This window comes from Peptococcaceae bacterium 1198_IL3148 (assembly GCA_036763105.1).
Lineage (GTDB): Bacteria > Bacillota > Desulfotomaculia > Desulfotomaculales > Desulfohalotomaculaceae > JBAIYS01.
Genome location: JBAIYS010000010.1, coordinates 107659 through 127598, shown reverse-complemented (window position 1 = coordinate 127598; position 19940 = coordinate 107659). Strand labels below are relative to the sequence as shown.

The 19940-nt window shown below is 37.5% G+C and carries 18 protein-coding genes; all 18 read right to left on the bottom strand.

Annotated elements, in window-relative coordinates:
* Positions 1-175: 175 nt before the first annotated feature.
* The 18 genes from V6C27_10740 to rlmD all read right to left on the bottom strand — a co-directional run bounded on the left by V6C27_10740 (position 176) and on the right by rlmD (position 19940).
* Positions 176-991: an alpha/beta hydrolase gene (locus V6C27_10740; protein MEG6616892.1), complete on the bottom strand. Its 816-nt coding sequence runs from the start codon at positions 989-991 to the stop codon at positions 176-178.
* Between the two features lie 255 nt (positions 992-1246).
* Entirely contained in the window at positions 1247-1648 is a 402-nt protein-coding gene (locus V6C27_10735; GenBank protein MEG6616891.1) for an arsenate reductase ArsC, read from the bottom strand.
* Between the two features lie 17 nt (positions 1649-1665).
* On the bottom strand, positions 1666-2718 hold the full coding sequence (arsB, locus tag V6C27_10730) for an ACR3 family arsenite efflux transporter (GenBank protein MEG6616890.1): 1053 nt from the start codon (positions 2716-2718) through the stop codon (positions 1666-1668).
* Positions 2719-2723: 5 nt separating this feature from the next.
* Positions 2724-3254, bottom strand: a complete 531-nt coding sequence (locus V6C27_10725; GenBank protein ID MEG6616889.1) for a DUF2703 domain-containing protein — start codon at positions 3252-3254, stop codon at positions 2724-2726.
* Positions 3247-5019, bottom strand: coding sequence for an arsenical pump-driving ATPase (arsA, locus tag V6C27_10720; protein MEG6616888.1), 1773 nt, complete (start codon positions 5017-5019; stop codon positions 3247-3249). Before arsA ends, V6C27_10725 begins: the two co-directional genes overlap by 8 nt.
* 1 nt (position 5020) lies before the next feature.
* Positions 5021-5380, bottom strand: a complete 360-nt coding sequence (gene arsD / locus V6C27_10715; protein MEG6616887.1) for an arsenite efflux transporter metallochaperone ArsD — start codon at positions 5378-5380, stop codon at positions 5021-5023.
* A gap of 13 nt (positions 5381-5393) precedes the next feature.
* A complete protein-coding gene (locus V6C27_10710) occupies positions 5394-5729 on the bottom strand; it encodes a metalloregulator ArsR/SmtB family transcription factor (GenBank protein ID MEG6616886.1) in 336 nt (111 codons plus the stop codon).
* A gap of 169 nt (positions 5730-5898) precedes the next feature.
* Positions 5899-6483, bottom strand: a complete 585-nt coding sequence (locus V6C27_10705) for a zinc ribbon domain-containing protein (GenBank protein MEG6616885.1) — start codon at positions 6481-6483, stop codon at positions 5899-5901.
* A gap of 199 nt (positions 6484-6682) precedes the next feature.
* Positions 6683-7369, bottom strand: a complete 687-nt coding sequence (locus V6C27_10700) for an ATP-binding protein (protein MEG6616884.1) — start codon at positions 7367-7369, stop codon at positions 6683-6685.
* Positions 7362-8834, bottom strand: coding sequence for an IS21 family transposase (gene istA, locus V6C27_10695; GenBank protein ID MEG6616883.1), 1473 nt, complete (start codon positions 8832-8834; stop codon positions 7362-7364). Before istA ends, V6C27_10700 begins: the two co-directional genes overlap by 8 nt.
* Before the next feature lie 154 nt (positions 8835-8988).
* Positions 8989-10074 (bottom strand): hypothetical protein, encoded by a 1086-nt coding sequence (locus V6C27_10690; GenBank protein MEG6616882.1) that lies wholly within the window; start codon positions 10072-10074, stop codon positions 8989-8991.
* 59 nt (positions 10075-10133) lie between these two features.
* Positions 10134-10994, bottom strand: a complete 861-nt coding sequence (locus V6C27_10685) for an HNH endonuclease (protein ID MEG6616881.1) — start codon at positions 10992-10994, stop codon at positions 10134-10136.
* A gap of 120 nt (positions 10995-11114) precedes the next feature.
* Positions 11115-14270, bottom strand: a complete 3156-nt coding sequence (locus V6C27_10680; GenBank protein MEG6616880.1) for a type I restriction endonuclease subunit R — start codon at positions 14268-14270, stop codon at positions 11115-11117.
* 12 nt (positions 14271-14282) lie between these two features.
* Positions 14283-14849, bottom strand: a complete 567-nt coding sequence (locus tag V6C27_10675) for a hypothetical protein (GenBank protein MEG6616879.1) — start codon at positions 14847-14849, stop codon at positions 14283-14285.
* Positions 14850-14851: 2 nt separating this feature from the next.
* Positions 14852-16027, bottom strand: coding sequence for a restriction endonuclease subunit S (locus V6C27_10670; protein MEG6616878.1), 1176 nt, complete (start codon positions 16025-16027; stop codon positions 14852-14854).
* A complete protein-coding gene (locus V6C27_10665; protein MEG6616877.1) occupies positions 16024-17982 on the bottom strand; it encodes a class I SAM-dependent DNA methyltransferase in 1959 nt (652 codons plus the stop codon). Before V6C27_10665 ends, V6C27_10670 begins: the two co-directional genes overlap by 4 nt.
* Positions 17983-18024: 42 nt before the next feature.
* Complete coding sequence (locus V6C27_10660) at positions 18025-18234, bottom strand: helix-turn-helix transcriptional regulator (GenBank protein ID MEG6616876.1); 210 nt, start codon at positions 18232-18234, stop codon at positions 18025-18027.
* Between the two features lie 350 nt (positions 18235-18584).
* The gene (gene rlmD / locus V6C27_10655) at positions 18585-19940 is read right to left on the bottom strand and encodes a 23S rRNA (uracil(1939)-C(5))-methyltransferase RlmD (protein MEG6616875.1); all 1356 of its coding nucleotides are present in this window, start codon (positions 19938-19940) and stop codon (positions 18585-18587) included.

The window sequence follows — 19940 nt, the reverse complement described above, 5'->3', positions numbered from 1 at the left end:
ATTGCCCTATCCTTTTGATGGGTAAGAGCCATGAATATTATCACCAATTATTGGGAAAATAATTCCCAAGGAACAATAAAATTTAAAACGGTAAGAAACCTATTTACACATAACTATTTATACTCCCTCTTGTGGTTATCGGCCCCTCATCAACATGATCCCCTTTATGCTCACTCTATTCTTCAATAAATTGGATTAATTCTTTGTTAAATCTATCAAGCTGATCATAGAACAGAAAATGGCCACAGGCTTCTAGTGGTACCAGTTTGGAATTTTTAATGCTATTCCTTTGCGCTATAGCCAATGGATATAGGCATACTTGGTCATTGAGACCATGAAGAATAAGCGTTGGCACTTTAATTGTTTTTAGGTCGTCAAATAAACCTTCTTCATCTAGCCAGGTATTTGCAATGGCTGCACTGGACCAACTGGCCGCCTGCAAACCCAATTGGAAAATCCAATCCGATAATGGGCTGCTAACATAGTTATGGAAGATCATATTTCCAAACTCTCTCAATGTATTGGGCCGATCTTTATATATGCCTTTGATGATATCAATCACAGCCTGTTTTTTTAGACCATATGGGAAATATGGACGTTGGATGAGACTGGGTGCCGCCGCCGCAAAAAGAGCAAGTTTCGATACTCCGTAGCCTTTGTGTCTGGCCATGTATCGGACACAAATTGCTCCACCTGTTGAATGTCCCCCAAGCGTAAAATTCTGTAATTTAAGTGCATCTACCACGCTACGGATATCATCTGACAATCGGTTATAGTCGTAACCATGCCAAGGTTTGTCCGATAAACCAAACCCTCTACAGTCTATTCCGATACACCGGTACCCTATTTTAGGCAATTGGTTAAACTGATATTCAAATAGATTATGATTTCCCGGCCACCCGTGAATTAGGAGAATTATTTTTTTGCCCGCTGGGTTTACATCTTCTACATAAATTCTTACGCCGGGTTCTACCCTAATATAGCACCCCATATAGATTCCCCCAAACAAAACAGTTAACTATATGTTATTCAAATGGTACTAAACTGGTGATTATGTGGTAGATATAGCCCGGTCACATCAATACCACCGTCTAAACATGCAACGAGCGGGGTGGTTTGATGTCTTTTACATTGTCGGTAGTCGGAAACAAGTCAAAGGCACTTTTTGCACTATCGGTAGGCGGGAACATATCGACATATATAATTATAACGCCAACTACTAGATTTGTAATTGGCGTTATAATTATTATGACTTTAGTTTTGCTTTTAACTCTTTTATTTTTGTTTCTATTGTTGATATTACTTTTTTAAATTCCTCATCACTCTTACCTGTAGGATCATCCAACCCCCAATCTTCCCTGTGTTTACATGGAAGGTAAGGGCATTCCACATTACACCCCATTGTAATAACAATATCTACTGGAGGTATTTCATCAAGCAACTTTGAATGTTGAGTTTTCTCCATATCTATATCATAAAGCTCTTTCATTAGGCGCACAGCATCCTGGTTAATTTGAGGTTTTGTTTCTGTGCCAGCAGAGTAGCTTTCAAATATATCTCCTGCAAAGTGCTTACCAAGTGCCTCGGCTATTTGGCTTCGACATGAATTATGAACACATATAAATGCGACCTTTAGTTTATTACTCATTAAGCATTACCTCCTTTCTAGCTTTTTTCTGGAAACCAGTGCCTTGTATTATTCGCTATCTTTACTAATATCAACATAACAGGCACTTCTGTTAGAACCCCTACAATGGTAGCAAGTGCAGCTGGGCTTTGTGTTCCAAACAATGCAATCGCAACGGCAACTGCCAGTTCAAAAAAGTTAGAGGCACCAATCATACCAGCAGGCGCTGCTATCTCATGAGGTAGTTTTATAACCTTGCTTGCTAGATATGCAATGAAAAAGATTAGGAAAGTCTGAATAATTAATGGTATAGCAATTAAAACAATATGAAGTGGATTATTCAGAATTACATCGCCCTGGAATGAAAAGATTATTATTAATGTTAGCAATAGACCTATGGTAGTGATATTCCCAAACTTCGGTATAAAACTCTTTTCAAAGTAATCGAGTCCTCGCTTTTTTGTGATGTAATTACGGGTAATTATACCACCAGCCAGCGGGATAACAACAAACAATACTACAGATAAAACAAGAGTGTCCCAGGGTATGGTTACACCGCCCACACCTAGAAGAAACGCAACTATAGGCGTGAAAGCTATGAGAATTATAAGATCATTTGTTGCCACTTGCACGACGGTATAAGCCGCGTTGCCTTTGGTCAAATAACTCCATACAAATACCATCGCTGTACACGGTGCAGCTCCAAGAAGTATTGCTCCCGCAAGATAGTCTTGTGCCAATTCTGCCGGAATTAGAGATTTGAAAATTACAAAGAAAAACAGCCATGCAATGCCGAACATGGTAAAAGGCTTTATCAACCAGTTGGTTATCCATGTAACAAAAAGCCCCTTAGGATTTTTGCCTACATTTCTTATGCTTTGAAAATCTACTTTTAACATCATTGGATATATCATAAGCCAGATTAAAATAGCCATAGGTATTGAAACATTTGCATATTCAAAACGCCCTAAAAACGCTGGGATTCCGGGTAAAAACTTTCCAATCAATACACCTGCAAACATACATAAAATAACCCATACAGTTAAGTACTTTTCAAAAAATCCAATTCCACTATTACGTTCCTTACTCATGTAAATCAATCCTCCTTTCTTTCTAAGCTATCGAAAAATGTAATTAAGTTTTGTGGGATTTCATATTTCTCATTTGTCAAGGGGATTGAACTATGGCCATTATAAACTTCTTTCAAAATTGCGTTAATAATCATGGATTTTGGTAGTTCCGTATATTCTATACCATCCTGCACCCAAACTCTGCAATCCACAGAGTCGCCACACAGATCCCCACATTCTTTGCAGGAAGATTCCTTAACCTCAAGAGCAATATCCCTGCCATTTACACGAATTGTTGGTGAACTCAAAAAATGGTATTCAATGGCTAACTCCCTTGAATTTATATTAATCTTGTTCATAACTATATCAAACCCTGCTGCTCTTAATACCGTTGATACTTCATTAACTGCATCCTCAAGATTAGTTTCAGTTCCTTGACACCTCTTACATACACTCAGATCAAGATAAAGAAATTCTATTATAATCTGCCTTTTTTCCTGTTCTTGTCCGCAGCAACCACTGCCACAAGAGCAACAGCCAGCATCACTTTTATTCATCGCTTTTACTACCTCCAGAAAAGTCCACTATATTTTCAATTGATGCATCCTGAAACCAGGGGATTGCAACAAAGTTATCAGAACTTATTTGCTTAACTTTTTCCAGCCATTGCTTTTCAGCATCAGCGCGAGCTATTAACATACTATTTTTAGTATTCGTCAATGAAAGGCACTGATTAACCACCCACCATTTATTATTAATTCCCGCTCTATTTAGGTCATCACCCAGTCTCTGAGCTTCAAATACCGGTGTTGCTTCAGGCAATGTAACAATAATAACCTCTGTTTGTTTCTCATCCCGAAGTCTTGGAAGTAATCTTTGAACAGATATTGGCGTTTCACCTTTTGTTCTCTGAACCTCTTTATGATAACTCTGTGTAGAATCAAGCAACAGAAGCGTGTGACCCGTTGGTGCAGTATCAATAATTACAACTTCGTTTTCAGCCTTGTCAACAATCTCAGCAAAAGCTCTAAATACTGCAATCTCCTGTGTGCATGGAGAGCGTAAATCCTCTTCAACATAAGCAACATCATCTTCGCTCATTGTTTCACGAGCCTTACTTAATACCTCATTTTGATATCGCAATAGTTCCTGCTTTTCATCTATTTTACTTAGTTTAATATTTTTAGTATCTTCAACCACATATTTGAGATGATTAGCTGGGTCTGTAGATGTTAATTGTACCTTAACACCCTTTCTAGCAAGAGCCACAGCAATGGTTGCAGCAATAGTTGTTTTTCCAACACCGCCTTTGCCCATTGTAAATATCACTTTTTTACCTGCCCTATAAATATCTTCAATCAGAACATCTAGGTGTCTTAAATTTAAGGATTTGCTATAAAAATTATTTTTTGTGTAATCGTCACTATATAAAAATGTTTTAATATTATCAATACCTACAACGTTATAGGAACGAAGTGGTATAGTGAAAATTTTAAACTTTTTTAAACCCTGTGGCATATTTTCCAAAGCCTTTTGCTGCTTATCTAACATTTTAATCGAAACATCGTCAGTTGCTTCACTCAGTATACCATTGATAACTAAAACCTGATTGTTTATCCCTAGCTCACTAAGCTCATTGCTTGAACGTTCAGCTTCAATCAAAGGAGTTTCCTCCGGCCTTGATACCAATATCAAAGTTGTTTTATCTTTATCTGCAAGGTTTTCAACCGCATTCTTATACATATCCTTTTTATCTTGAAGTCCAGCGAGCTGACCTAAACATGACGCCCCATGTGTACTTTCACTGATAAAATTACTCCAGGCTGATGGTAATTGCAGCATACGAAGTGTGTGCCCTGTCGGAGCAGTATCAAAAATAATATAATCGTATTTATTCTCTGTGGATTTATCAGTGATGAAGTTCGAAAACTGGTCAAAAGCGGCAATTTCAACTGTACATGAACCTGAGAGTTGTTCCTCCATATTTACAATTACACTATCCGGCAACTTCCCCCTATATGGAGCAATAACCGATTCCCTATACTCTCTGGCAGCTTCCTCTGGGTTAAGATTCGCCACAACTAAACCCGGCACTCCATCAATCGGCACACCTTTGCCATCAAGCTCAGTATTAAAAACATCCTGCAAATTGGATGCAGGATCAGTGCTTATAAGGAGAACACTTTTTCCATTATCAGCTAAATTTACTGCCACAGCACAAGCGGTTGAGGTTTTACCTACACCACCCTTTCCTGTGAAAAACATATACTTAGTCAGATTTATCCCATCTAAACTAAATGGCTCATAATTATTCTTTAACATCTTAACAGCACCCCTTTGGTCCGCAGCAGCCGCTCTTCTTTTGAGGTTTTGTGCTTATTTCCACCCCTAACCATTCTGAAAACTCTTCGTTTGTTGGGTAGCTTTTGGTTTTTACAATTTCACCATCTGCCAGTGTTACAGGAAGAATATCTGCTCCTTCCTTTTGTAGAATTTCACTTATAACTTTATTGGAGATAAAATCCTGAGGTTCACTTGACAAACCATGCCTTTTTATAATAATCCCTTTTTCTTTAAGCGAATTAATAACAGTTGCTACTCTTAACAGCTCTGGGTCAATAGATGGTCCACAAACTCCTGTCGAGCAACACATTGCTGGGTCAAAAATCTCAATATTTTTCATTACTAAATCCTCCTTAACAACATTGATTATCAGATTTTTTATTTTTGCTCTTTTTACAAATACAATCTTCTTTATCGTTTGTTATGCATGTAAAGAAAGCTATAACCTCATCCGTTTTTTCCTTGTTTAATGTATATCTCATCCAAGCCCCATCACGTACTGCATTTACAAGACCGCTTTCAGATAATATCTTCATATGATAACTAAGAGTGGATTGAGAAATACTGAATTCTTCTAATATATCGCATGCGCACATTTCTCCACACGATAGCATATCTATAATCTTTAACCGTGTTTCATCTGACATAGCCTTAATTGCAGGAACATAATCTGCATATGAATGTTTCATAAAATTACCTCCTATATATTCATATGTATCAATGACATCGAATATTCTCGATATCTTATAACAAGAATATCAGGCATATCGATAGTTGTCAATATGGTTTTATAATAAGTTAACGACAAAAAGCGCCGACTAAGATGCCACTGCACCTCAATCGGCGGTCAAATTCGTTTTATTTTTCTATATCAATTTCTATACCAGATTTAAATTCAATAGTTAGTTTATCATCATAGACCGTTATTTTCTCTATAAGTCTCCTTACTAGTTGCTCATCATACTCCTCAAGGAGGATGGATTGTTCATTAATGAATTTTTCCATATCTTCTAGCCTTTGCTTGGAGCCCTTTTTGCCAGCTTCTTCTGCTAAAGCCTTATGCCTTTCTTCTCTGAGCCTATAAATCTCATCGGCAATGTCGTTATAATCCTCTTTGGAATTGGCCAGTCTCAAAAGATCTTTTTGTAATTCCTCTAGCTTTTTATCTATCTCGGAAACAATATTATTGTCCGTTTCACTTATCACTGTTTCTATGTTTTCCTTTAAGATAGTTAAAAAGTCATCCTTTTGCCCTATTAGTTTATTAATTGCCTCCACCGTAGCAAGGCCTATCATATCCTCCAGCACGGTTCGGGAATGACAAGTTAACCCTGTATTCTCAAGTCTACTGATGCATCTCCAAACAATCGATTTTTTACCTCGGTTATTCCAATGAACTCTACGGTATATTTCGCCACACTGTTTGAAACCGCGAATTTTCACGCGTTACCCCACGCCCGTTTCCGGGGCGAAAAGTGGTAGAGATTTAGACCCCCCTACCCCAGAAACTGTAGAAAATCTCAAAAGTTAAGCTAATCTTAGGATTTCGTGAGATTTTTTGCATCTATTTAAAGCCGTTAATCGGCATTGTTTTCAAATTTGAGTATTAACCTTTTTTTAGAAAAGAGGCGAGTGTTTTAATTTATCTGTCAGTCAAGCGAATGATCTGACAATTTGCTGTTATTCTATCTAACAGAGTCTGGCAAAGATGTTTGTCTTCCACTGCATCTAACCATGCAGATATTTCACGATTGGTAATAAAAATGATACTTCTTGTTTCATTAAGAAAAGTAACTGCTCGATAAAAAGCCTGCAACTCTGACCTGGTTGGTTCTAGATAAAATACATCATCAATAATAATCAAGTCGCATTCCCGCATATAGGAGAAGGTTGCTCCTGCTTTTGGGTTTATATCTTTGTTCTCTACAATAGATACAAAAGTGTCAATGGATGTATAGTAAGTTTTATGTCCATTGTCGATCACTGTTTCTCCAAGATGAACTGCAAGACTAGTTTTGCCTGTCCCGCATTTACCAAGAAGAATAACGTTTTGTTCTTCATTGAGCCACATCAGATGGGATAATTGTTTTATCTGCCATTCCAAACCTTTGTTTAAATTCGATAATTCAAATACCTTGTTGGGAAGTTTGCTTGCCCTTCTTAGCTTGATCTGCTTTTGTCTGGCTCGTATCTCTAGTTCTTTTTGTAATATCATCTGAAGATAATCTAGATTGGACAGTTTCTCATCATTCAAATCAATATATCCCCTGGCAATATTCCATAGATCTAGCTTCTTAGCCAACTCGCGGATTTCAGTTATATCAGCCATCAATTTCCCTCCTTATCTCCTTGCTACGTGTCAGGTGGTTGAAATACTGTTGATTTGGTAAGAACTTCTTCGCTATCTGCTCACCATGCTTATACATCATGTAGGCCAAAAGTTCATAGGCATTACAGCGTTCAGTCTCAATGCAGTATCTTATCCCATCAAGCATTTGCCCCATCGAATAAAACTTCGTCATGCGATTTAAGCGAATGCAATGGCTATTAAAATATTTTGGTTGTTCCTGTTCCATCCGCCGTATAAATTCCTGAGCTATTTCATGGTCTGCAAAATATTGTTTTATAAGATCATGAGAAACCCTGTTTCTGTTATTATTTCCTTCAGGTTTGAATATCTGCCCAGTATCTTCTGTTACTGGATACTTAGCTAATAATTCATTAGTATCAGTATCATAAAATAGAAGTATTTCACCATCATCCTCTATACGTATGCGTTGATGTGCATCCATCACACCGACATCAATCTGATAACGATTCCCTTTATAGCTGACCACTCCATTGGAATCAAAGGATGCTACAGTACTTGATACCTCTGAATATGGTTTAACATGAAAAAGCTGTTTTTGTTCTTCTATGAACATTTCTCGCGGCACTTTTTTAGTCACAGTATGAACTCTCCCGTTGCCTTCTCTATCCAACCATGCAAGAGCTGCACTGTTAAGACTGTCAATTCCGGTATATACCCTCCCCTCCAGAAAACTTTGCTTAACATATCCAATTACCTCTTCTACCTTACCTTTACTCTGAGGATCTCTTGGCCTGCATAATGAAACACTGTAGCCGATACGCTTTACATATTTTTCAAAGACCGGTACAAATATAATATTACCTAGATTTTCGCTAACCACATAGACCCGATCAAGATCATATAGAATTGTCTGTGGTCTTCCTCCAAAATATTGAAATGCATAGTTATGAGCTTTTATGGCTGTTTCGGTCGTGAAGGGATCCGGTAAAAAGCAAACAAATTTCATTCTGCTATAACTCAGAACCATGCAAAAGAAATATACCCGCACAATTCGTCCATACATATCTTTAAGTTTATATTGACCAAAATCAGCCTGAGCTTCATATCCTGGTGGCGAGACTTCACGTGGCGAGATTTTCCGCTTACTGGTATGCTGATACCCATGCTGTTCCCTTAGAGCTTTCATATAGCGATAGAAAGTAGCTCGTTTAACTTGTAAATCAGGAAAAGCTTCCATTAATTTGAGATAGATATTCGTATCCCGGATTTGCGGGCATATTTTCAATTGCTCTAATATGTACTGTCGATAATTATCCATATGATACTTTTCCTGCTCAGCTTCCCTGGCATAATCCTCTTTGCTCATATTCCAGTATTTACTGACAGAAGTATAGGTGATCCCCAGCGCTTTAGCAGTCTTGGTCTGGGAAAGTCCAAGTTCTTTGTACTCTTGGATTTTTTGGTATTGCTCGATACCGATCATGTGTTTTCCTCCTTTAGTTTGTTATTAAAGCTAGAATACATGTACCAACGCAAGCATAGGCATCACCTCCTTGACATAATTTATAAACATTATTTGCATACAACTAAAAAACACCCATTAGGGTGTTTTTTTACATTAGGTCATAATACTGATTTTAATCCTGCAAATTTGTTATCCAACGTGTAAAAGGCTCTCTATGTCGCTCATACCACTGGCTCGTAGCCAAAAACTTCATTCCGTTAAATTCAAAAATCTCTTTCCAATAGCGGCCATACATTCCATCCTTAATTTGAACAGAAATATCTTTATCATCTTCAACTTTTCTAAGAAGTGGATAATCTATGTTCAGTACTTCTTTTGACCATTGCTTTGACAACATTGAGTTTAATTCTTTATCAGTAAATCGGTATTGCCTATTTGAAAGTTGCCTCAGTGTTTGTCGGACTAATTTCCCAATTTTGTCCTCATTATTGTAATCATATTGCATAGTATCAAATTCATCTTTCACCTTCTCATTTTTATGTAATGGAGTATAATCTGCTCTTAGATAAACATAATAATTAGTCAATTTTATATTAAACTTCTTGAGCAGCTTCCTTATAAGATTTCTTATGCTGTTTGCACTCAAATTAGTCCAGACATAAATATCAATGTTTTTCATTTTGGCATTTTTTCTATCAACATGCTTTTTGCTGAAATAAGAAATCTTTCTTCCTCTCATGGCAGGGTCATTAATAAACTCTGAAAACTTAGCAGCATCTATCTCTGCTAGCAAATCACATGTTTGCAGCAACACATCTTTCCAGTCTTTTGCTGGATGTCGATTATTATTAAATAAAAATGCAACAACCTTTTTATGGGTGAAATCTTCATAAAGGGTATGAGGTATAGAAGAATCAACTGCATAATCCGAATAATTTGGTATGGTTCTCTGCTCTTCTATTTCATCTGGTTCTTCTTCAGGCTCTTCTTCATCAATTTCAGCATCTATGCTTATCAAAGTTGAATATTCATTAATTTCTTCTTGGATCTCTGCCACCGATTTAGAAAACTCCCACAATTCCATTCCTTTGTCAAAATCTTTATTCTTATGGAATTCTGCTATAGTCGTATTTGTGCTACTCAGCAGTCCATCCAATGCAAGGCTTAGTAAATCCAATGCATCAGAGATTTCAGTCGCATCCTCTGGAAAGTACAGCTTAATAAAGTCGATCAATTTGTTGGCATTAATCTGAGCCATTTTACACCATCCCCCTTTTCAATAAATGAATAATGCTTACACCTTCTTTGTTCTATGACTTATCCCAAATATATATTCTCATTATGCCATTCTAAATAGTGTGGGCTTGGAAGTTGTTCTTTTTTCCCCGGCAAAATTATCAACTTACTTCCATGGTGTGCATAGTACTCTTTTCCATTTCCAAAGTCTTCCTTGATGCGGCGACTTACCTCAACATTGAATTCCTTATCAATCGTTATGTACCCCCGATCAAACAAGGTATGAAAATCTCTTCTAAGCAGTAGACCATTATTAATTTCATGAGATCCATCAAGACTAAATGGTTTAATATGGGCTGCCTCTAATACGGGTAATGTTTTTTCACCAGTTATTGCACATCTTCTATGGTAAGCATCAGTAATAAGGATCTTGAAAGCACCCTGCCCTATTCTTGGTTTTATCTTCTGTTCTTTACCATATCGGCTATTTACGGAGTCTTCTCTCAGTAGATTTTTATTGAATCTCTGGCTATATAACACTTCCTGTATTTGTTGATATAACAGCTTTCCATAATGTTCAGAAGTATCGTACGTCTTACCTTGTACGATGTTTTTGCTCCAATTGTCCGGAACAGTGATCCAGTCATCTTCTTCTAAATAAAAAGGCATCGTTAATATAATACAGCCAATCTGAGGATCCGGATCAGATATGCGATTTGTCTTTTTATATTTGTATATCCTGTCATGTAACTCGAATAGACTCCTAGCTCCATTAGCTAATCCAAAAGCTTCCCACGCTAATGAAGATGGTAATATTGAGAACTTCAGAAAAAATCCACCGCCTACAATATAATCTTGTGGACTATGTAATTTAAATAAAAACAAATCACCTTCGTCAAGAGCTTTGAAATTTGTTTTTCCTCCAGGTTTCCAAAAGTTCACTTCGTCACAATCTGCCTTCTTTAAAGTTTTAAATCAGTCATAGTCCGTGATCCCAACATACATCTTCAATATCTTCACCAGCTTTCCTTTATACACCTATAACGCTCGTCGTTAATGTTTCTACGCCGCCGGATAAGTAGTATATACAAACTCATAAATCTTTCGGCGATATTCATTTAATAATCTATCATCGTAACTAGCAGGTAGTTCACTCCATAGGGTATCTCTGATAAGTATCTCGACTGCTGCCTTAGTCTCTTCCTTTTCTGTCCAATGATCCAATTCACTGATTTTATCCTTGATTCGTTCCAACAATACCTTGGCAAGCTTCTTAACCTTTTTAATCTCTGCCGGAGTAAGCGAGTCCTTAAAAAGCAAATCGTACATAGCCAATTCTTCGTCATTGCTAAATCCTTCCCGCACGTATCTTTTTTCCTCATCATCCAGATCATTCACGAAGTTAGTTAAGTCAATAAATGTTTTCTCTATGGCAGCTTTGTCCTGTTCAGCATTATATTCCTCAATAATTTTCTGATATCGTTCATAATAGTTAATACGTGATGGGTTGCGCTTCATCATATTATCCAACCTGTCATTGATAAGCTCCTGTAAATCTTTCATAAGAAGATTCTTGTTCTTAACACGTGCAAATTCCTGCTGCAATCGTTCGAAATCAATATGGCTGATATCAAAGCGGCGACTTTCAACTAAGTATCCACTACCATCTTCGTTTACATGCTCTGGTAGCTTAACAACTTTGATATATTCACTAACTATATTGTGCAGCTGAATCATTAAATCTGTATTATCCGAATGCTTCCTTTTTTCCTGCATCTGGTCATAAACTGCACTGATAGCATTTTTATAAGCTCGGTACTGATCTGTGACTTCTTGTTTTTCGACATACTTAAACAGTTTGAATAATTCCCTAGCCATAACTTCAAAACGTTTCTTCACTTCCTCTGAGACGCACATGGCATTGGCTCCCTCTTGAACCAAGGCCAACTTGTCAAAGTCAACTGCCTGAACGAGATCTGACAAGCTAAAACCATGCTGTTTCATGTATGCGATGATATCATTGGTTAATGCAATGATACGAGCAATCAACTCTGCTTTATCAGGAGCAGGATCAGATCCATCAGTACCGCCTTTAGTTTTTGTATAATCAGCCAAAGCCTTCCTCAGTGCTTTAACAACACCAACATAATCAACAATTAGGCCATTGCTTTTTCCCTCATAAACACGATTCGCTCGTGCTATGGTTTGCATTAAGGTATGTGCCTTTAATGGCTTATCCAAATAGATTGTAGAAAGGCATTTCACATCAAACCCTGTCAACCACATAGCGCAAACAAATACGATCCGAAATGGATTATCAGGATCCTTAAATTCCTTGTCCATTTCTCGTTTTTCCATTTTGCTGCGATGGGGTTTAATATCCAGTCCCCATTTTTCAAAAGTAGCTACTTCATTTTGTTCCTGACTGATAATAACCGCCATTTCTGTGTTTTTCATCCACTCTAGCCTACGGCTGATTTCCATGTATTCCTGCTGTGTGGCTCCAGATAGCGAAGATTCAATTTCTTTTATTTTTAGCTCCCAATATTTCTGAGCTAAATTAAACATTCGAACTGCAGTTACTTTATTGATACAAACAAACATGGCTTTACCCGTTGTCCACAACTCAGAGTAATGCTCTACAAAATCCTTTGCAATGGTATCCAAACGTTTTTCACTGGTAAGGACATGTATGTCCTTAGCTAGTTCCTGTTCTAGTTTAGCCTGCTGATTAACATCCAGATCAGCCTGTTCTATTGCATCTAGTAGTTCATCATTAATTTCAGGATTGTCTATTTCCAGTAGATCGGCTCTATTCTCATAATAAAGAGGAACCGTCGCTCCATCATCTACAGCACGCTTGAAATCATAAATGGAAACATAGCCGCCAAATGTTCTTTCGGTAATATTGTCATAAGCGAACAGCGGTGTACCTGTAAATCCAATACGGGAAGCTGTAGGAAGCAATGTACACATATTATCAGCAAATATACCATTCTGTGTACGATGGGCTTCATCTGATAAGACAATGATGTCATGGTTGGGAATAATTGGTGGTTCATCTGGTTTATTAAACTTATGTATCAATGTAAAGATAAAGCTTGGATTTCCTTTTAATTTCTGAATTAAATCTTCACCACTAGTAGCAATAAACTGTTTTGCTTTAGTGGTACCAAGTAAGCCGCAAGCTTCAAAGGTATCACTAATTTGCTTATTCAACTCTTCTCGATCTGTCAGAATAACAAAGGTTGGGGAGCCTGCAAATTTTCGACGGATTTTCTGTGCAAGAAATACCATGGAATAACTTTTTCCACTACCCTGAGTATGCCAGAAAACACCCAGCTTACCATTGTTCAGTTTTCGATTCTTATAAGATTCAACAGCTTCGTTAACACCAAGGAACTGATGGTTTCTTGCCATGATTTTTGCCGTTGTACCACCAGAAGTATCAAAAAGTATAAAGTTTTCAAATAAATCCATAAAGTTTTTCTTATTACAAATACCTCTCAGCATGGTTGCCAGCTCCACAGAGCCGCTATCATCTTCATGTAGACGTTTCCAATCATTAAAAAATTCGTATTTACTACCCAAAGTACCTACTTTGGATTCCAAGCCATTGGACAACATAACAAAGGCATTGAAATGAAATAGCTGGGGAATGGTATCTAAATAGTCAGTGTAATTGCAGGTGTAGGCATCCTGTACATCTACATTTTGCTTTTTCAACTCTATAAAAAGCAGTGGAATGCCATTCACAAAGCCAACAATATCGGTTCTGCGACGATATAAATCACCATGAATCTTCATCTCCTTTATAGCAAGAAAATGGTTCTTTTCAGGCTCAGAGAAATTAAATACCCGGATCAGCCTATCCTCCTGCTCTCCGTCAGCTTTCCTAACTTTTATAGGAATGCCATCTCGAAGCATTCCATATTTTTCGCGATTAATCTGCATTAAGCTACTAGAGGACGTATAAGCAAGGAGTGTCTTTATTGCGGAATCACAGTATTCTTCTGTTAGCCAGTCGTTATTATCAAACAGAGCTTTCCGAAGGTAACGGATAAGAACAATTTCTTTATAGCTTTTACGCCCAAAGGTACCATTCTTACCAAGGACTTCCTTATTATAAGCAAACTGAACATCCCACCCCAATTCATCTTGAAGCAGGTTTCCTGCACTATTTTGCACTAATATATTTTCAGAATACTCCCAGCTCATATGTACCCCTCCTTAGTGGATCTTTAATAATAGTGGCAATATAGCTGTACCTACATCAACACTCTTATCAGCTAACCAAACTAGAATAGGTTTTGCTTTTTGCCATTTATTTTTCTTGCTATCTTTTGATTTTATAATTTCTTCTATTTCATCAATCTTTTGTTTAGCTTCAATTGTCTGTTCAGTAGTGAGAGACGTATTATTGTCAATCTGAGATCGAACAGTTTCAAAAGAAATCTTAATATCAATATTATTATCAATGCTTACATTAACTGTTGTGTCTGGAACCATATTCGGTATAGCGTTAACTTGATATTTATAGGACGTCAGTTTTGCTTTCATTATTTTCAGATTGCATAGTAAGCTTGATACTCCTAAGAATTCATATGAAAAACCAAAATTTTTAACCCAACCATACATACTATTATCCCAGTTCTTTATGCATGCTTGATATTTACCATCAAGCTCCATATGGAGGCTTTTCAAAGTCTCTTCATCAGCCTCACTATCAATTAGTTTATTTATAAGTTCTATATCATTTTCAACCATCTGGATAAATTCTAAAGGTATTTGAACCATAATTACACCTCAATCTCACCACTCATAAGTTTAGGAAGTAGTTTATCGCGCGCTTGTTTTAATTCTGAAATTAATCGTTCTTGAACTGCTATTTTTTTGAATAAAGGAGCAACTAAATTACAAAACGGTTCCATAATAGTAGATTCTGGTATATAAGTAGATAATGCATTAATATCTTTTGCATATACGTGTGGTTGCGCAGCTCCACGTTGTAAATTATCAATTACTTCTTTATTATTTTTCAAAAATGTATAAATGAAGTAGAGCTTATCTCCATAAGACGCATCAATATATGAGCAGTCTGATGCCCAGATATCAGTATTATACAATCTTGTATACCCTGCATTGGCTCCTGAAGCACTTATAGTAATAACTGGAGCTACAGTATTAGCAACATTGTGAAAATAAGCAGGTTCTAAACCACCAGCAACTACAGGTACATTGCCATCTTTAGCATTTTTTTTGGTGATTGTTTTTCCACGTTTAAACTCAGCCAACTCTGAAACTCTACCCAATCTCCACCCCTCCGGCACACCATCAACTATCTTACTGTTTTCATATCCAGGGAATCGAAGATTTACAAACCATTCTTTATACAACCTCATGGCAGCTTCTTCTAGCAACTTAATCTGCTTTTGGTTATTTTCTATTAAATCATCATAAGCTGAGAGAATTTCTGCAATGCGTCGTTGTGTGCCAATATCTGGAGGCTCTAATTCGTATTCCTTAATTGCACTTATCGCTATACGCATTTGATTTGCTGCGCCTTTACCACGGGATTGAATATAATGTTGAAAATAAAAAGATTTACCAAGGTAAGTTAAGTATTTCTGGTCTAAAACTTCCGAATCAAGAGTTCTCACACAGACAGCATTCTGGTTAAGCAAGTATCCTGTAACCTCGTCGGTTATTACGCAACTCCTACCCGCAGCTGAATTTACAAGATTAGGATGAGACCCCACTGTAGCAATAACCATATCTCCCTTTTGCAGAAGATGCTTCTTATACTTTTCCAAACTACTATTCGGTAATCTACTAACATCTTCTAACAAAAACCCAGATGGTTTAAAATTTGATACTTTAAGAACAGGAATTCCTGTACTTACATACTCTTTATCACTCCAAGCACCACCATTTATAAAATCGCATAAATCCCCTAATTGTACTTTTCTATTCATATACCCAACACCTCAAAGTTCGCCGAAATAGTATCCATTAACTTGTTTGCCTCTGACTGTAATGTTAAGAGTTCCTTGTGAATTTCGGTCATTCTTTCTTCGAAGTTTTCATCATCTTCTTCTACAGGAGCAACACCCACATATACACCAGGAGTAAGGCTCCAGTTCTTTTCTTCTATTTCATCTATAGTTGCAACTTTACAAAGTCCCAGAACATCGGTATATGTGCCGTCTCCGAATTTCTCAGTGAGCCATTTTGCTTCTTTTATCACTGTACGGCAGGCCTTGATTTGAGATACTACTTCCACAATGCGAGTAGAAACAGACTTTTTGAAGCGATCCCAAGTTGTTGCGGATTCATCGATGGATTTAGCAAACACCTTAGCTTCATCCTTCTCCAATCCATCACCGTACTCACAAAGAGCTTTTAACGAAGCATTAAGTTCTGTACTATACTTTTTCAACAAATCATTCAGCGGTAACAGCTGGTTAATATCCTCTGAGTTTTTAACGATATCTGAAATCTGAACTCTCAATGGTTTAAGTTTCTCACCATAGCCATTCAACAGTACCGACACACTTTCAAATGCAGCATCAAATTCTTTGTAATCATTGATAATTTGAGTCCAATAATCCTGTAATAATTTTGTGTACTTTTCTTTCTCTCCACGGTAGAGCCAGACAATGGCATTGAGGTTTTTCATCTGCCATTCACTCCACTCATTGAGTGTTCGATCCACTACAGTATAGTAATTACGCGAATCTATGAAAAGCACTTTATCCTTTAATTCTTCTTTCTTTCCCTTATCAAAGAACCACAGGGAGCAAGGCAATGAAACCTTGTAAAAGAAGTTATTAGCCACTGACATTAAACAGTCTACATGTCCTGTCTGAATAAGCTGTTTTCTGATTTCTCGATCCTTATTGCCACTATCCGTAGCAGAAGCAGCCATAACAAAACCAGCGCGTCCAGTATCATTTAAATACGCATAGAAATATGAAATCCAAAGATAATTGGCATTAGAGACTTCCTTTTTTTGATTTACTCCCGGCAACCCAAAAGGTAAGCGTCCTGCATTCTGAGTAGATTCTGCTTTTACTTTATCTACATTAAATGGAGGATTAGCCATTACATAATCGCAGCGCCCTTCCAGATTATGAGCATCATGATAGAAGCTGTTAGCCTCATCACCAGATTTGATTTTTGCATTTAATCCGTGTACAGCCATATTCATGATACATAACTTCGCATTAAACTCTACTTTTTCTTGTCCATAAAATGTCATGGCAGAATTAGCATTGATTCCTTCAGAATTGACAAAGTCGCTGGAGGAAACAAACATTCCACCACTGCCACAGGCAGGATCTAACACTATCCCTTGAGTTGGCTCAATTATATTCACAATCATCTTTACTAGAGATTTAGGTGTAAAGAAAACTCCATCATCCGATGCGATAGCTGAAGCAAACTTATTTAAGAAATACTCATAAATGCGACCTAGGATATCATCGTTGATTTCGTTCAATGCACTATTGTTAAAAATACGCAACAATTCTTTCAACAAATCATTTCTGAAAGAAGTATATGTTTTGGGTAGTATTCCTTTCAATTGAGTACTCTCTGCCTCAATTAACTCCATAGCCTCATTGACTGCCTTCCCACAATCAGCATCGTCTGGCAAATTGAGCAGATAATCATATCGTGCCTTCTCAGGTAAAAAGATAGCACTTTTCTGCTTAAAATCACTTGACTCAACAGGAAGTACGCGACCATTACGTACAGGACGGTCTTTTAGAATTTCAGCTTCCACGTATTTAAACCGACTATATGCATAACGCAAAAAGATTAAACCAAGAACCGGCATGCAATATTCTTGAGAACTTAATTTAGAACCTTGACGTAAGAGATCTGCTGATTCCCATAATTCTGATTCTAATTTTCTTATATTTATCATTAAACAAGCCTCCATTTGATTGATATTTCACAATAATAAATACTAATTCCGTTTGGTATCCATTTCCATGATATCACAGACGTCACATTCCAACGCTATACAGATTTTTTGTATTATTTCTGTACTAACATTTTCGTTTTTACCAAGCTTTGTGATCGTAGCAGAACTAATGCCTGCAAGTTTCTGTAAGTCTTTCTTTTTCATATCTCTATCAATAAGAAGCTTCCAAAGTTTTTTATAACTAATTGCCATCATAATCACCTCTATGTATGTATAATTACATAATATCATTAGCATCATCATATTGCAAACATTTTCTTTACGTTCGCATGATTTTTGATTTGTATTCAATAATTCTTACTCCAAATCCTTCTAAATTCTATGCTATAATCTCAGGTGTATAGAATGTTACATCCATCCTGTCTCCTCAACCCTACTAATTTATCTATTCTGTCCACTCACCCCTACCTAATTTCAGACTCATTTTTACCACAAAAAAACACCCTCGATATGTTTCCACGTACACATATCGAGGGCTTAAGTCGAGTAGACAGATTTACTTTCATTTTATAAAACTCAGTATTCTCAAGGCTTTCCGGACATCACTTTCTAGACATCAATACAACCGTCTCAACGTGAGCCGTATGCGGAAACATGTCCACCGGTTGTACTTTTCTTGCCTGGTAACCATTTTCATGTAAATAGGCTATATCTCTGGACATGGTGCTGGAGTCGCAAGATACGTAGACAATCCTTGGCACTTGCATTTGGGTAATGGTTTGGAGCACCTCTGGTTCACAGCCTTTGCGTGGCGGATCCAGCACCACTACACCTGGGCGATAGCCCTCTTTATACATTAATGGCAACATTCTTTCAACTTCCCCTTGGTAAAACTCAGCATTGCTGACACCATTTCTCGCTGCATTTTCTTTGGCATTTTCCACTGCTTGGGGTACCACTTCTAACCCCATCACCTCTTTAGCATGGCCAGCCATGAAAAGGGCGATGGTGCCAATACCACAATAGGCGTCCAATACTTTTTCGTTACCGTTTAGCTCCGCATATTCTAATGCCTTTTGATATAGCAGTTGGGTTTGAACTGGGTTTACCTGATAGAAAGAGTTGGGGGAAATTTCAAAGTATAGATTGGCCAATTTATCTGTAATGGTGGCTTGGCCAGCCAAGGTGATGTTTTCATCCCCTAACACCACTCGGTTGCTGGCCTTATTGATATTGCGGATCACCGATACCACTTTGGGTTGCAATTTTTGGATGTCAGCGGCAATAAGTTTTTGGTTGTACCAACTGCCCCTGCCGGTCACCAACACCACCATGATTTGGTCTGTAGCCACCGCTTTACGCAAAAGCACATGGCGCAACAAACCACTCTTAGTCCGCCAATTATACACTGATACTTTATGTTTGTTTAATATCATTTCTACTTGCTTAGCAGTGTCGTTTAAATCTTCATCCACCAATTGGCAGTAGTGTGGGGTCAGGGGCAAAAAATGGTGACTGCCCTGTTCAAAATAACCTAAGCGGATACCACCATTAATCTGTTGCACCTGAAAATGCACTTTATTGCGGTAATGCCAAGGGTTGTCCATACCTAAAGTACTTTCAACATTTACCTCTGATAATTTACCAATGCGGGTTAAATTATCTACCACCTGCTGCCTTTTATAGGTAAGCTGAGCTTGATAGTTAACGTGCTGTAGCGTGCAACCACCACATTCACTGAAAACACTACACTCCGGTTGGCAACGGTCTGCTGTGGCTTGCAAAATATGCAGCAGCTTTGCCCTAGCAAAGTTTTTCTTGCGTTGAATTATCTTCACTTGTGCCATTTCGCCCGGCACCACCCCAGGAACAAACACCGCTAATCCATCGGGAAGGCGTCCCACCCCTTCCCCCTGGTGCGTTAAGCCGGTTATATTAATTGTTACCTCATTATTCAA

Coding starts and splice junctions, on each gene's coding strand:
- V6C27_10740 (MEG6616892.1), bottom strand. CDS start 991: ATGGGGTGCTATATTAGGGTAGAACCCGGCGTAAGAATTTATGTAGAA.
- V6C27_10735 (MEG6616891.1), bottom strand. CDS start 1,648: ATGAGTAATAAACTAAAGGTCGCATTTATATGTGTTCATAATTCATGT.
- arsB (MEG6616890.1), bottom strand. CDS start 2,718: ATGAGTAAGGAACGTAATAGTGGAATTGGATTTTTTGAAAAGTACTTA.
- V6C27_10725 (MEG6616889.1), bottom strand. CDS start 3,254: ATGAATAAAAGTGATGCTGGCTGTTGCTCTTGTGGCAGTGGTTGCTGC.
- arsA (MEG6616888.1), bottom strand. CDS start 5,019: ATGTTAAAGAATAATTATGAGCCATTTAGTTTAGATGGGATAAATCTG.
- arsD (MEG6616887.1), bottom strand. CDS start 5,380: ATGAAAAATATTGAGATTTTTGACCCAGCAATGTGTTGCTCGACAGGA.
- V6C27_10710 (MEG6616886.1), bottom strand. CDS start 5,729: ATGAAACATTCATATGCAGATTATGTTCCTGCAATTAAGGCTATGTCA.
- V6C27_10700 (MEG6616884.1), bottom strand. CDS start 7,369: ATGGCTGATATAACTGAAATCCGCGAGTTGGCTAAGAAGCTAGATCTA.
- istA (MEG6616883.1), bottom strand. CDS start 8,834: ATGATCGGTATCGAGCAATACCAAAAAATCCAAGAGTACAAAGAACTT.
- V6C27_10690 (MEG6616882.1), bottom strand. CDS start 10,074: ATGGCTCAGATTAATGCCAACAAATTGATCGACTTTATTAAGCTGTAC.
- V6C27_10680 (MEG6616880.1), bottom strand. CDS start 14,270: ATGAGCTGGGAGTATTCTGAAAATATATTAGTGCAAAATAGTGCAGGA.
- V6C27_10675 (MEG6616879.1), bottom strand. CDS start 14,849: ATGGTTCAAATACCTTTAGAATTTATCCAGATGGTTGAAAATGATATA.
- V6C27_10670 (MEG6616878.1), bottom strand. CDS start 16,027: ATGAATAGAAAAGTACAATTAGGGGATTTATGCGATTTTATAAATGGT.
- V6C27_10665 (MEG6616877.1), bottom strand. CDS start 17,982: ATGATAAATATAAGAAAATTAGAATCAGAATTATGGGAATCAGCAGAT.
- V6C27_10660 (MEG6616876.1), bottom strand. CDS start 18,234: ATGGCAATTAGTTATAAAAAACTTTGGAAGCTTCTTATTGATAGAGAT.